The organism is Candidatus Methylolitoribacter marinus (genome assembly GCF_051853155.1).
Classification (GTDB): Bacteria; Pseudomonadota; Gammaproteobacteria; order Burkholderiales; family Methylophilaceae; genus BACL14.
On the sequence record NZ_CP124221.1, the window covers coordinates 443203 to 457262 of the forward strand.

Annotated in this window: 15 protein-coding genes; 8 read left to right on the plus strand and 7 right to left on the minus strand. The window is 34.5% G+C overall.

Annotated elements, in window-relative coordinates; all coding sequences use genetic code 11:
* Nucleotides 1-61 precede the first annotated feature (61 nt).
* On the plus strand, nt 62-949 hold the full coding sequence (htpX, locus tag QFA95_RS02400) for a protease HtpX (protein ID WP_486463241.1): 888 nt from the start codon (nt 62-64) through the stop codon (nt 947-949).
* Between the two features lie 228 nt (nt 950-1177).
* Here the strand turns inward: htpX and QFA95_RS02405 are convergent, their stop codons facing one another.
* The 4 genes from QFA95_RS02405 to QFA95_RS02420 form a co-directional block, all read right to left on the minus strand.
* Nucleotides 1178-2623 carry a protein adenylyltransferase SelO gene (locus QFA95_RS02405; RefSeq protein ID WP_486463242.1) on the minus strand — a complete coding sequence of 482 codons (1446 nt, stop codon included), beginning with the start codon at nt 2621-2623 and terminating at the stop codon, nt 1178-1180.
* Between the two features lie 3 nt (nt 2624-2626).
* Nucleotides 2627-2887: a hypothetical protein gene (locus QFA95_RS02410; RefSeq protein ID WP_486463243.1), complete on the minus strand. Its 261-nt coding sequence runs from the start codon at nt 2885-2887 to the stop codon at nt 2627-2629.
* Between the two features lie 790 nt (nt 2888-3677).
* Complete coding sequence (locus QFA95_RS02415) at nt 3678-5504, minus strand: ABC transporter ATP-binding protein (RefSeq protein WP_486463244.1); 1827 nt, start codon at nt 5502-5504, stop codon at nt 3678-3680.
* Nucleotides 5504-6040: a hypothetical protein gene (locus QFA95_RS02420; protein WP_486463245.1), complete on the minus strand. Its 537-nt coding sequence runs from the start codon at nt 6038-6040 to the stop codon at nt 5504-5506. The genes QFA95_RS02415 and QFA95_RS02420 overlap by 1 nt, the downstream gene beginning before the upstream one ends.
* 98 nt (nt 6041-6138) lie before the next feature.
* On the opposite strand from QFA95_RS02420, the gene QFA95_RS02425 reads away from it, so the two are divergent.
* The 3 genes from QFA95_RS02425 to QFA95_RS02435 are packed head-to-tail and all read left to right on the plus strand — an operon-like array spanning nt 6139 to nt 8318.
* Nucleotides 6139-6507, plus strand: a complete 369-nt coding sequence (locus QFA95_RS02425; protein ID WP_486463246.1) for a thiol-disulfide oxidoreductase DCC family protein — start codon at nt 6139-6141, stop codon at nt 6505-6507.
* On the plus strand, nt 6504-6881 hold the full coding sequence (locus QFA95_RS02430; protein WP_486463247.1) for a hypothetical protein: 378 nt from the start codon (nt 6504-6506) through the stop codon (nt 6879-6881). Before QFA95_RS02425 ends, QFA95_RS02430 begins: the two co-directional genes overlap by 4 nt.
* A 3-nt stretch (nt 6882-6884) precedes the next feature.
* Nucleotides 6885-8318 (plus strand): cryptochrome/deoxyribodipyrimidine photo-lyase family protein, encoded by a 1434-nt coding sequence (locus QFA95_RS02435; protein ID WP_486463248.1) that lies wholly within the window; start codon nt 6885-6887, stop codon nt 8316-8318.
* A 44-nt stretch (nt 8319-8362) separates the two neighbouring features.
* Here the strand turns inward: QFA95_RS02435 and QFA95_RS02440 are convergent, their stop codons facing one another.
* Entirely contained in the window at nt 8363-8773 is a 411-nt protein-coding gene (locus QFA95_RS02440; protein WP_486463249.1) for a hypothetical protein, read from the minus strand.
* A gap of 426 nt (nt 8774-9199) precedes the next feature.
* On the opposite strand from QFA95_RS02440, the gene QFA95_RS02445 reads away from it, so the two are divergent.
* Together QFA95_RS02445 and QFA95_RS02450 are read left to right on the plus strand one after the other, a co-directional pair.
* Entirely contained in the window at nt 9200-9784 is a 585-nt protein-coding gene (locus QFA95_RS02445; protein ID WP_486463250.1) for a YqaA family protein, read from the plus strand.
* Between the two features lie 105 nt (nt 9785-9889).
* A complete protein-coding gene (locus QFA95_RS02450) occupies nt 9890-11227 on the plus strand; it encodes a DEAD/DEAH box helicase (RefSeq protein ID WP_486463251.1) in 1338 nt (445 codons plus the stop codon).
* Here QFA95_RS02450 and QFA95_RS02455 read toward each other — a convergent pair.
* Complete coding sequence (locus QFA95_RS02455) at nt 11214-11936, minus strand: lipopolysaccharide kinase InaA family protein (RefSeq protein ID WP_486463252.1); 723 nt, start codon at nt 11934-11936, stop codon at nt 11214-11216. The genes QFA95_RS02450 and QFA95_RS02455 overlap by 14 nt on opposite strands.
* 3 nt (nt 11937-11939) lie before the next feature.
* Nucleotides 11940-12782 (minus strand): ribosome biogenesis GTPase YlqF, encoded by an 843-nt coding sequence (gene ylqF / locus QFA95_RS02460; RefSeq protein WP_486463253.1) that lies wholly within the window; start codon nt 12780-12782, stop codon nt 11940-11942.
* 45 nt (nt 12783-12827) lie between these two features.
* On the opposite strand from ylqF, the gene QFA95_RS02465 reads away from it, so the two are divergent.
* A complete protein-coding gene (locus QFA95_RS02465) occupies nt 12828-13631 on the plus strand; it encodes a class I SAM-dependent methyltransferase (protein WP_486463254.1) in 804 nt (267 codons plus the stop codon).
* Between the two features lie 20 nt (nt 13632-13651).
* Nucleotides 13652-14056: a hypothetical protein gene (locus QFA95_RS02470; protein ID WP_486463255.1), complete on the plus strand. Its 405-nt coding sequence runs from the start codon at nt 13652-13654 to the stop codon at nt 14054-14056.
* The last annotated feature ends 4 nt before the right edge of the window (nt 14057-14060 follow it).

Here is a 14060-nt window from a genome sequence, read left to right on the forward strand (position 1 = left end):
GCCCACTAAACTTAGTGGGTTTTTTTTGGTCAATCTGTTGTAACAAAATCAAGGTGAAGCAATGAATAGAATAATTATTTTTATACTCACTAACCTCGCTATCGTGTTCGTGCTGTCGATCACCATGAGCCTGTTTGGTTTTAAGGGATATTTGGACGAAAATGGCATTAATTATCAAGGTCTATTAATTTTCACCGCGTGTTTTGGCTTTGGCGGGGCGTTTATTTCTCTCGCTATTTCTAAATGGACAGCAAAACGAATGTCAGGAGCACGGGTCATTGTCGAAGCGAAGGACGAAACTGAAAAGTGGTTGGTAGAAACCGTTGCGAGCCAAGCCCAGAGAGCAGGCATAGGAATGCCAGAGGTCGCAATTTTTCCCTCCTCGCAGTTAAATGCATTTGCTACAGGGATGAATAAAAATAATGCCCTGGTAGCGGTCTCGCAAGGATTGTTGGATAACATGTCCAAAGATGAGATTGAGGCGGTATTAGCTCACGAGGTGTCACATGTTGCTAATGGCGATATGGTGACATTAACTCTAATTCAAGGTGTTGTTAACACATTCGTGATGTTCTTATCCCGAGTGATTGGATATACCGTCGATAAAGTGATATTCAAAACTCGTAACGGCGTCGGCCCCGGTTTTTACATCACTATGATCGTGGCTGAAATTATTCTTGGTATTCTCGCTTCAATGATCGTGATGTGGTTTTCAAGGCAAAGAGAATTTAGGGCCGATTATGGAGGAGCCGCATTAACAGATAAATATAAGATGATTGCCGCCTTATCGCGTCTAAAAAATTATTATCAGCCCTCCGACCTCCCTAATCAGATGAGTGCCCTTGGGGTTTCCGGAACAAAGCAAGCTGGTTTTATGAGGTTCTTTTCTAGCCATCCGCCACTCGAAGAGAGAATAGAGTACCTTCAAAATTTAAACGAATTGAATTGATGATGAGATTTTTAAAGTTTTTAATAGCCGCTGTAGGAGTATATTTTACTGTGTATTATTTATTTTCACCTTACCAGCAATGTGTCAGAAACTTTAACGGCAGCTCTATTGCTATAAGTGATTTTGATGGAACACCTGATCAGATTCAAACCCAGCGAAGGGAGTTGCTGAATATCGCCAAAGACGGACATAAGCTAGATTGTGCTTACTCTCACCAATGGTAAAAAATCACGTCCCACAAAAGGTTCGATAACTTTGTTCATACTCTAGCGATGGCGGTTCTAAATATTTTTGATTTTTAGGCATGGAGTAAGGATGTTGGATGACTTGGAGGAGCTCATAAAAAGTTTCTAGATTCCCATTATTTGCATCATCAAGACTTTGCTCAACCTGGTGATTTCTAGGAATCACATAAGGATTGATTGAATCCATTAACTTTTGACTATTATGAATATTTTCCTTGCCAATCAGGTTAATTCGTTTGTTATTCCATTGAACAAATGCATCATCATCAGTTAGTGAGCGTTTAAGTTGATGTGGGTTGTTAAGATTTCTAAATGAGTTAGTAAAGTCAGCCTCATGTTTTTCTAAAATGGTTAAGAATTCATTAATAAATGTTTCATCTACTCTCGATGAATTTTCAATGCCTATTTTCTTACCCATTAAATTCAACCAGTGATGCGAATACTTTTCTTTAAATAAAGATAATATACTCAAGGCCTTTTCTTTGGCGATATCAATATCCTCATCAAATAAAATTAAAAGACTTTCAGCAAATCGTGCTAGGTTCCAATGAGCAATCATAGGTTGATTGCCGTATGCATAACGACCATTCCTGTCAATAGAGCTAAAAACAGTATCTTGTTTATAGTGATTCATAAAGGCACAAGGCCCATAATCAATTGTTTCACCGCAAATTGACATGTTATCGGTATTCATAACTCCATGGATAAATCCAACAGACATCCATTGAGCGATTAATTGTGATTGCAAATCAATGACGCGTGCTAAAAGTGCTTCAAATTTTTTTTCCTGATTGTTAAGGTCAGCAAAATGACGTTGGATCGTATATTCTGCCAATTCTCGAACATGATCTTTTCCGTTGAGAGACGCATATTGGAATGTACCCACCCTGATGTGACTTTCAGCAACCCGAGTTAACATCGCTCCTTTTAAAGTCGTTTCTCTAAATACTGGCTGACCTGTGGAGATTACAGATAAACTTCTAGTGGTTGGGATGCCCAAAGCGTGTATTGATTCACTGATTAAATACTCACGGAGCATTGGGCCCAAAGCGGCAAACCCGTCACCACCTCGAGAAAATTCTGTTGGTCCTGACCCTTTCAGTTGAATGTCATATCTCTTTTGATCTGGGGTGACATGTTCTCCAAGCAGCAAGGCTCGACCATCACCCAGTTTTACAAAATGACCAAATTGATGACCGCAATAGGCTTGAGCAATTGTACTTGCCCCTTCAGGAAGATTGATCCCGTTAGCGAAAATATAGTTACTTTCTCTTATGGCTTTTTCATCAAGCCCTAATTGGAGAGCCAGCGAAGAGTTAAAAATTTGATGTTGTGGATTTGCAAAGGGGTATAGGTCGGATTTTTTCACAAATTCTTTTGGCAGCTTTGAATAGGTGTCGCTAAAATTAAAACCAAAAGTAGAAGTCATTTTTTATTTTTTAAATCGACTTAAAAATCTATTTAGCCTATATTTTAAATTAGGCATTGAATAATTTATATAGAAGAGTGCTGCTAACACTAAAAAACCAATCAAGAGTCCATGTATAACAAAAAGCCCAATGATCATCATTGCAATTAAAATTGCAAAACTACCTGCACCACGAATTAATTGAAAAATAAATCGTATTATTTCAATTAATGTTCCTTCCGTCGCATATAGTAAGTTCTCAAATGCCTTAATTAAATTTCTCATATCTATATATATGATGCCTTCATTGTGATTTTCAAGTTATTTTTTCTTCATCGCCTTCCAAGTCCCTCCGTATTGGTAGGAATCTTGATATTTATTTTTAATTTTTATTAAACAGTTTTCACACAAAAAATACCATGTATTCTCACCGCCATATCGGCAACGGTAAAGAACGTCGTAATTGGTAATGCAAGCTTGACACTGCTTGTCACGATTTCTCATTTTGTTTACACTTTACATATGAAGCGGTTAATCATTTTTTTTATCTTAACAGTTATTGCAACTCTTGCGATGCGCCAGCTACCTAACATAGATAGTATTTGGTACTTATATTTTCTCGTTTCCTCTCTAACTTACCTCCTGGGAATTATTTTGTTGTTCAGAATTATTTATCTTATCTTTATCAAATTAGATTTGATCGGGTCCGACTGAAATAATTTTTTAAAAAATATTGAACAAAACCTAGTATTAACCAATCCTTAAATATTCTCAATGAGAAAGGAATGTCTTGAATATGGATTACACCAGGTATTTGATAGAATTAAATAACATTTCAAAGCCATCGGTTTGGTTTAGACTTAAAACATCTGTTATGTTTTGGACTTTCATTATAATAATTTTAGTACTGGCGACGTGGTTTATTTATACTTTTAAAGATCTAATTTTTTAATTCATCTTAAGTGAGAATTGATCCAGCTGCGGATCTGATCGATTAATCCTATTTTTTTTAGTAAAACCCACAATACCAAATAGACACAGGCAATGATCAATAAAGTTAAAAAAATCTTATTCATCATAGATTGCCAATAAATCCCTCGCTTTGTTTTTTCCACAATTTGGCATAAAGACCTTGTTTTCTTAATAGTTGAGCATGTGTTCCTTCCTCAATGATCTTACCATTGTCTAGGACGATTAAACGGTCCATCATCGAGATGGTCGATAGTCGATGAGCAATTGCAATGACAGTTTTGTTTACCATGAGACTTTGTAAACTCTGTTGAATAATCATCTCCACCTCGGAATCAAGTGCGCTAGTAGCCTCATCCAGGATAAGAATCGGAGCATTTTTTAATACTAAGCGAGCGATTGCAATTCTTTGTTTCTGACCTCCTGACAGCTTAACCCCTCTCTCACCAACATAAGTGTCATAGCCAGTTCTACCTTTTTGATCCTGGAGTTGCATAATGAAATCATGACACTCTGCCACTTTGGCAGCTTTTATAATATCCTCCATCGAGCTGTCCGGCATCCCGTAGGTAATATTTTCCTTGATTGAGCGGTGGAGTAATGAATTATCCTGTGTGACAACTGAAATCTGACTTCTTAAGCTATTTTGTTTTAAAGTTTTAATATCTTGATTATTAATTCTGATAAAACCATCATCAAGCTCATAAAATCTTAATAACAGGTTAACTAAGGTTGATTTGCCAGCCCCTGATTTACCCACTAAACCAATTCGCTCATTCGGCTTAATCGTTAAATTGAAGTTATTAAATATTGGATCTTGATTGTATGAGAATCTAATATTATCGAATTCAATCTGTGGAGCTTTTTTAATACTAAGTGTTTTAGCCTTGGGACTATCATTAATAACAATTTTTTTTGACAGCATGTTGTACCCATCCTGAGTCACTCCAATGTTTTCAAAAAGACTGGCGATCTCCCACATGATCCAATGGGATATGCCGTTTAGGCGTAAGGACATTGCAGTGGCTGCTCCAACTATACCGATATCAATTGTGTTTGTTGTCCAGAGATAAATAGATAACGCTGTGGTTGAAATGATTAAAAAGACACTCAGGGAATGATTAACTACCTCAATTAGGGTTACCTGTCTCATTTGCTTGTGAACCGTCACCATGAAATCTGACATGGATTTCTTTGCATAATCCGATTCACGCCCGGAGTGAGAGAATAATTTAACCAGGTTTATGTTGGTATAGGCGTCAGTAATCCTTCCCGTCATCAGGGATCTGGCATCTGCCTGATTTTTTGAGAGCTGAATAAGTTTGGGAACGAAAAAAATTAGGGAAAGGATATATAGACCGAGCCAGATTAAAAATGGAACAGAAAGCAAGAGAGAAAAGGAGCTTACAATACCAATCATGGTGAGGGTGTATATGACTGCGTAAATCATGATATCAGTCATGGTAAAAACTAGATCACGAATTGAAACGGCTGTTTGCATTACTTTGGCTGAAATTCTTCCCGAAAATTCATTGCTGTAAAAATCGAAAGTTTGATTTAATAAATGCTTATGAAATTTCCATCGTAAGATCATCGGAATATTTCCTGCCAATGTTTGACGTTTAAGGAATGATTGGAATAACACTAAGACAATGGTAAAAATAAAAATAAAAGCGATGATAGATAACTCGCTACCAAAGTCAGAGATAAAATTTTCAGGTCCCGATGACACCATGTTGGTTATTATCAGACCAACGATTAAATAAAGCCCAGCCTCAATACTGGCAACCAATGCGGTCAATAGGGACATTCCGAGGATATATCGTTTGATTCCATTTAAACAATTCCAAATAAAACCGTTTAATGAAAGATTCCCAACATTGAGATTATCTTTAGGGAACGGATGGATCAGATTTTCAAATAACTTAAACATCAGGGACTTACCCAAGACTGGGTATTATTATCAAAATCATGAACAGCTCGAACATGACCTTGATTAGACAGCTGTAATACATCCATCGATTTAAAAGTAATGTTTACTACGGTAAAGCGATTTTGATCACTAAATTGATAATCATCATGAGCTTTAATTGCTGATTTTGGGGGAGGGGCAACGGAATAGTCCTTTTTTTGTTTATCGTTAATCTTCATCCAGTAGCGTGAATTGTCAATTTCTATTTGTGGTATTGAGTGGATACTAATTTGCAGTTTTTTTCTTGGATCCCAAAACAATAAATTACACTCTGGATGATTTACAATTTGGGTAACTTTTTGACTTTTTGAGTCAGTAAAAATGACAATACTTTTTTTTTCAAAATTAAATTCTCTCATTACTACAATTCGTTGAAAAATATGCTGTCCATCCGATGATGCTAAGATGGGATGTCGAAAAAATGATTTATGGTCCACAACACCGCGCTGTATCTGCTTAATGGCACTTTCTATAAAGTTGGCTAAATTCATTTGCATGTTTGGCTGTTAATTCTTGGTAATGTTCATTTATTTTAAAGATAAAAATAACTTTTTTTTGTTTTAAGAGTCCATGAATTTTTAGCATACTAAATATTATGAAAATAATTGTTTTATTTGATGGGAAGTGTGGCATCTGCTCAAAAGAGATAGCTTTTTACAAAAAGATAGCTCCATCAGATCAATTTATTTGGGAAGATGTCAATGTCATTAATTCGAAAGAGAAATATAACATTGAGCTAATTTCAGCATTAAAACATCTGCATGTGATTGATAATGAAAAAGTTTTAATTGGCATCGATGCTTTTGCAAGAATATGGAAAAATATTAAATATTTTAAATTTTTATCTTTTTTCGTTCGGCTCCCTTTAATTTATTCGTCAGCAAAATATGCTTACCATATCTTTGCCGAATATAGATTTAAGCGACTCAGACATTGTCAAATTTTAGAAAAACAAGAGTTATGAAATTTTTTTTCATGTTTATCTTTTTTACCTTCTTAGTCAGTTGTTCAACAGCATATAAGGAACCTGTCATCCTCATGGATCAGGCTTACCTAAATTGCGAATCCATGCATAGTGAATTTAATGATGTTTTTGAGTGCATTCAGGCTGATGAATTGACTAAGAATCTCAAGACAGATGAAGTGGATCTGTTGCTTCTTAAAGGAGAGCAACTCAAAGAAAAAATTGATCAAGGGAAGTTATCCTCTGCTGATGCAAAGTTTGAATGGAAAAAGTTAATTTATGATATTAAACAGCAGCTCTCTGAAACAAGATATAAAAGAATGTATGAGTCTGTATGCCGTGTAAATTACCGTGGACATTGTGTCCGCTGGTAAATAATGCGATCTAAAATAAACATTGTTTGGTTAAAACGTGACCTAAGATTACAAGATCATGAGCCACTCTATAAAGCACAACAAGAAAATATTCCTTTTATCTTGCTTTATATATATGAGCCATCATTAATTACAGATCCTCACTATGACCAACGACACTGGCGATTTATACAAGAATCTTTAGAGGATATTCAAGCACAGTTACAAAAAAATAAAAATAATCTCTCAATCACTTATGGCGAATCCGTCGATGTCTTTTCTAAATTATCTAAACTTTTTGATATTCAATATGTGTTTAGCCATGAGGAAACAGGACTGGACGTTACTTTCAAGAGAGATAAAAATGTAGCTATTTATTTTAAGAGTCAAAATATCTCCTGGATAGAGTGTCAATCTAATGCCGTTATAAGAGGTCTTCAGGATAGGAAGACCTGGGATAGGGCCTGGGCAAGATTTATGCGCGATCAGATTATTAAAATCAACACGGATCATTTAAATATGATTAGTGTCGACTTTGGTGGGGTCAATATCCCATCGTTTGAGAGGGACAGTAATTTTCAAAAAGGTGGGGTGACTGAGGCACAAGCCACTCTTGATGATTTTTTTTCAATCCGAGGTCAGGACTATTATAAGTTTATTTCAAAGCCACATAAAAGCAGAAGTAGTTGCTCCAGAATGTCTGCATATATCGCATATGGAAACATAAGTATTCGTCAAATTTATCAAAAAATCTTAGAGAATTGGAATCGGGCGGGATGGAGAAGATCGATGACTGCGCTGTCTTCAAGAATTCATTGGCACTGTCATTTTATACAAAAGTTTGAAAGCGAGTGTCGTATAGAAAATGAAACAATTAATGCAGGTTATCAAAACTTTCCATACTTAGTTGAAGAGGAAGAACATGCAGACTTCATCTCTTGGTTTAATGGAAATACTGGTTTCCCACTCATTGATGCATCAATGAGAGCTTTAAAACATTCTGGTTACATCAACTTTAGAAGTCGAGCAATGGTAGTGAGTTTTGCTTGTCATTATTTAAGAATTCATTGGAAATTGGTGGCCAAAGCTTTAGCCCGTCTCTTCCTTGATTTTGAACCAGGCATTCACTACTCACAAATTCAAATGCAGGCAGGCGTAACTGGGATTAATGCGATACGTATATACAATCCAAAAAAACAGGCCCTTGATCACGATCAAGAAGCGCTATTTATTAAAACATGGATTCCTGAACTCTCTTCGCATCAGCCTGAATATGTTATCAATTTACCTCTACAATCAAATGATTTATTTGCAAGCGAATCTAATTACCCTCAAGCTAAATATAATTTTCAAGAACGTATTAGAGAATCCAAAGATTTACTGTGGCAGTGGAAAAAAAGTATTCATGTCAAACAAAATAATGCAAAAATTTTAGCAAAACATGTCAGACCACAATAAAAAAAGGACTGGCAGGTCCTTTTTTTATAGATCAATAAATCAAATTATTTTTTTGGATAGTATTTAGTTGGATCTTCGTACTCAATTTTTTTTGGCTCTTCAGCAGGCTTTTCTTCTCCTGCTTTTGCTTCACCTTCTTTTGCATCGCCGTGGTCATGATCACCATGGTTATCTGCAACTAAAAAGCCTCTTTCAGCTTTATCTTTATCGCCTTCTTTTTCGTCACCAGCTACAAAAAAGCCTCTTTCAGCTTTATCTTTATCGCCTTCTTTTTCGTCACCAGCTACAAAAAAGCCTCTTTCAGCTTTATCTTTATCGCCTTCTTTTTCGTTACCAGCTACAAAAAAGCCTCTTTCAGCTTTATCTTTGTCATCTTTAGTATCAGTTTCAACCGCTGCAAATGCGGATAAGGATAATGCTGATGCAACTAGGGCTGCAAGTAGTTTTGAATACATATCTAACCTTTCATCATTTAAAAGTTTTAAAGATTAACAGATGGATAAGATAATGCAATGTTCAATTTTTTTTGATTCTGAATCTTTTTATAAATTTATATGTCACAAAATTGTGCATTGAATCAAATTAGTTAAATAGAATTTTTAATAAAATCAATAACTTAAAAATATTTAGTGCTGGTACAAAAATTGCATTAGTTAGAGTATAGGAGAAATAAAATGTTTAATTTTTTAAGTCTAACTTATTGGCTTAATTTTTCGGAATTATCCCAAACGCAATTTATTGTCTTGTTGTTTATTTTGTTTATTATTTATGACATGAGCTTTCCAAAAAAATCAAAAGTAAATAAATAATCGGCTAATAAATACATAGAAATATATAGATTTTTTGTTATGATCTCATCTGAGTTCAACGGACATCTTTAGATGAGTATTTTTAAAAAAACGTATACCAAAACACTTGAATTATCTGCTAAACCAGCTGCTTCTTTTTATCTTTTTCTTTTAAGCTTTACCGAGGCTTCATTTTTTATTGTTCCTCCGGATGTAATGCTGGCTCCAATGTGCTTAGCCCAACCCAAAAAAATATGGAGACTAACCTTAATCGCTATTGTTGGATCTGTTTTAGGTGGAGCGCTTGGATATTTTATTGGCATGTTTGGATTTAATTTTGTACAACCCTATATTGAACAGTATGGTTATCAAAGCCATTATGATCTTGCCATGCAATGGTTTAACGATTGGGGATTTTGGGCAATCTTTATTGCTGCAGTGACCCCTATACCTTATAAGATTTTTACTATTGCCGCTGGTGTATTAATGATGAATTTCCCCCTCTTTTTAATCGCGTCTTTTCTAGGAAGAGGGTTAAGGTTATTCGCTGTGGCTTGCTTTGTAAAATTTTTTGGGGACCAAGTTGATCTTTTAATTAAGAGATATATTAATCAGCTTGGATGGTCCTTAACGGTAATTATTGGCATAGTGATTATTTTAAAATTCTTAGTTAATTAAATATCCCTTGCTTAATATTTATTCCTGTCTATAATGGCGCAACTAATTGATTGTCTTAATGTTTTATGAGAGCCAGTCTATTCATAAATAATTAAAAGGATTGTCATGTCGTTTTCTAATTTTGGTTTTATTCCACCTATAGGTAAAGCCATTAGCCGTATCAATTATTCCAGCCCAACTCCAATTCAAGAGCAATGTATTCCTGTTGTGTTATCAGGAAGAGATGTCCTTGCCTCAGCACAAACTGGAACAGGTAAGACAGCTGCATTTTGTTTACCCTTGTTGGATTTAGTGGCAAATAAACCAAAACATAAGCATAAACGAAATATCAGCCCGGATGTTCTCATTTTGTCTCCAACGCGAGAACTAGCATCCCAGATAGAACAAGAGTTAAAGCGATTTAGTCACTTTATGGATACTAACATTGTTGCTGTTGTTGGAGGGGTGTCTTATAAATTACAAAATAAATTATTAAAATCTAATGTAAATTTTTTAGTGGCCACACCAGGTCGTTTAATGGATTTGGTAAGACAAAAAAAAATTAATTTAAAACATATTGATGCACTTGTGATTGATGAAGCTGACCGTATGTTGGATATGGGTTTTATTCCTGACATTAAAAAGATTTTTGAGTGTACATCACAAGAACAGCAAGTACTTATGTTCACTGCGACATTGAATAAACAAATTGAAAAAATCGCTCAACAGTTTTTAAAAGACCCACAACGCATTGCGATTGAGCAGGAAAATAAAGCTAATAAAAATATTCAACAGATTGCTTATCCAGTGGCAGACTACAACCAAAAAAAATTAGTCTTAGTCGATGTGCTGAATGAGAGTGATTTAAATCAAGCCATTATTTTTACTGCGACAAAAAGGGAAGCAGATCGTCTTTCAGATGAATTATATTTGTTGAATCATCGATCAAAAACCTTACACGGCGATATGAGCCAGAGGGAGCGAACACGCACCATAAGTCGTTTTAAAAACAATGAAATTCAAATTCTGGTGGCAACCGACGTTGCCGCGAGGGGAATTGATGTTGATGACATTACTCACGTGATTAACTTTGATTTACCTAGGCAGGTGGAGGATTATATTCATCGAATTGGCCGCACTGGCAGGGCAGAGAGAAAAGGAAAGGCTATTAGTCTGGTGGTCGATAAAGAAAAATTTATGCTACAGAAGATTGAGAAGTATGCGAATATCAAAATTGAAATTATTAAATCTAATCACAGTACCGCTGACCTTTCGTTAACCTACAAGAAAAAAGAGAGTGGTTTTAAAAAGAAAAGAAGATCATCAGCAAGTAATAAAAAAAACAATGACAAATTTACATCATCAAGTAAAAGAAAAAAACCAGGATTTAAGGCTGATGTAAAAGCAAAACCAAGAAGAAGGCCGGTTAAAAAAAATACTAAACCACAAGCTACAGTTTCTTAATTTTTCTATTTATTCTTTGCAAAATAAACTTTTGTAGTAAGTTTGGTTTTTTGTTTTTGAAATATTTTCTAAAAAAATATCTGATGTCTTGCTTACCCATAGACTCCCTAGCATATTTTAAGAATGCATAGAGATCTCTTATTGATGCTTGAAAAGAGAAAAACCGTTTCTTCATTTTTTCAAGATCAATTAAGACTATGTCTTTATTTATCTTATTAAGGTAAATATGTTTTGGAACGGGGTACGTGTGTTGAATGTTTTGTTGATGCATGTTACGAAATGTCTTGGCAATTTTTTTTAAATCAGTTTTTGAAAATTGTTTCTTTTTCTCTATTATTTTTTGTAATGATTGATTATTTTTATTTAGATCTCGAGTTACTAAAACGCACTGATTACCTCGTATTCCAAAAAAAATAACTTCCAATGTAGGGATATTGTGATTAATTAAATATTGGATATTTTGAAATTCTCTTAAAAATGTGGGCTGACCTGAAAAGGGGTGCATTATGCTTTTATAATTATGATTTTCTTGTTTTTTTACAAAAAATAAATCTTTTCCAATCTTTTTTGTAATAACCCCGCTCCATCCATTGCGCCTCGTATTTACTGGTTCGAACCATTCATTAGGTAGAATCCAGAAACTTTCAAAATCAAGTAACCGATTTTTTTTAAGTATTTTTGTCCATTTTGGATTTACAAACTCAAACATAGATTATTTTTCAGGAAATTCCAAAGATATTCTCCCAATTTTCTGGGATCGATAGTCTTGTAAAATAATAACTGCTGATTTTTTTAAATCAGGGCTATTACCCTTTATAAGCATATGTTTTTGGATGGCAATGGCCTCAATGATATCTTCGGAAGGTTGTTTAATAATTGCTTCATCAAGCTCGTATCGATCTATTAATTTTTTTGAATAGTTCTCTTTCAGGCAATCGAGTAAATATAATGCAGCTTCAGTTTCATCATAAGCATTGATACCGATAATATTTGATGCTGCTAAGTAGTTACCTTGGACTTCGCTTTCAATTTTATGCCACATTAACCCAGGGGTATCCGTTAAAACAAAATCATTATCGACAATAATTCTCTGTTGCATTTGCGTGACCGCAGGCACGTCACCTGTTTTTGCAATCTTTTTTTGTGTTAATAGATTAATGAGTGAGGATTTTCCAACGTTTGGGATACCAATAATTATAGCCCGAACAGGTTTAATACTTGTTCCTCGATGAGGAACAAGTTTCATACACGCATTTTTTATATCAATCTTATTTTTTTTATTTTTAGCTGATACGGCAAGTGCGGTTATATTTGTTTCTTTTTGAAAAAAATTAATCCATTGTTGAGTGGCTTTTTCATCTGCTATATCAGATTTATTTAGTAATTTAAGGTGTGGCTTGGCCCGATTTTTAATAATTTGATTCAACATCGGATTTTCAGACGAAAGAGGAAGTCTTGCGTCTACCACTTCAATGACAAGATCGTTGTATTTAAGATTTTTTTCAAAATCTTTTTTTGCTTTGGTCATGTGACCAGGAAACCATTGAACCGCCATATTACCCCTCTGTAGTTAAGCCTATTATAATGTAAACTTAAACGCATGGAAAAAACCTACGAGATTAGATCTGATCAATCAATTGAGCTATTAAAAGAGCTTCATATTTTGACTCGTGATCAGAAGCTCAATCAAGATTCCAGAAGAAAATTAAAGCAAATTTATCATCTCACAAATTTCATCGAACCCATTATTCAAACATATGAAAATAAATCATTTACCTTAATTGATCATGGAGCTGGAAAATCTTATCTTGGATTTATTTTATATGATTTAATTATCAAAAATACATTAGGCAAAATCATTGGAGTAGAAATCAATAATGAGTTGGTGAACAAATCAAATCAACTGATGCAGAAATTTAAATTCTCAAACATTTCGTTTATGTCACAAGATATTGCATCTAGTAATGAAACAATTAAAAATGCTGAAATTGTAACTGCTCTGCATGCATGCGATACCGCTACAGATGACGCTATTGATTTTGCCTTACAAAAAAATGCAGACTGGCTTGTGGTTATTCCCTGTTGTCAGGCTGAAGTGTATCAACACTTGAAAAAAAATAAATCTAAGAATCTCAATCATCATTTAGTTGAATTATATCGTCACGGGATACACTCAAGAGAATTTGGCAGCATGTTAACAAATGTTTTAAGGTGTTTAAAGCTGGAATATTATGGTTTTAAAGTCACAGTAACAGAGTTGGTTGGCTGGGAACATTCTATGAAAAATGAAATCATAATAGCTGAGAATTTAAGACAAAAGAAGCCATCTGCAGGTGATCGGATTGAAAAATTATTGGCTGATTTTGACTTATCAGAGTTACAATCTCGATTCTTAAATATTTAAATAACACACGGGAGATTACCTTGAAAAAATATTTTTTCCTTTTCTGTTTATTTACAAGCTCAGTATTCGCTAATGATTTTACAGGCACTTACCAATGTGAAGGAAATGATGGTAGTGAGGGTACTTACCAAGGTGAAGTTGTTATGAAAAAAATCCCTGAATTTAGTAAAGATAATTATGCAAGTTATGACTTCGTATTAAAAGTGCCAGGCTTTGGTGATTATCATGGATTTGCGTCAGCGAATGGCCTTGATGTGGCCATTTATTTTGCATTAGATGATCGAAAAAATGATGATTATGGTGTAGGAATTGCTAAATTTAAACAGTCAGGAGATCAATCATGGAGCTTTCATAAGTTCTATTTTGAGCCAGGCTACAAAGGTGGCAATACCGGCTTTGAAGATTGTATTCAAGTTAAAAAATAAGGCA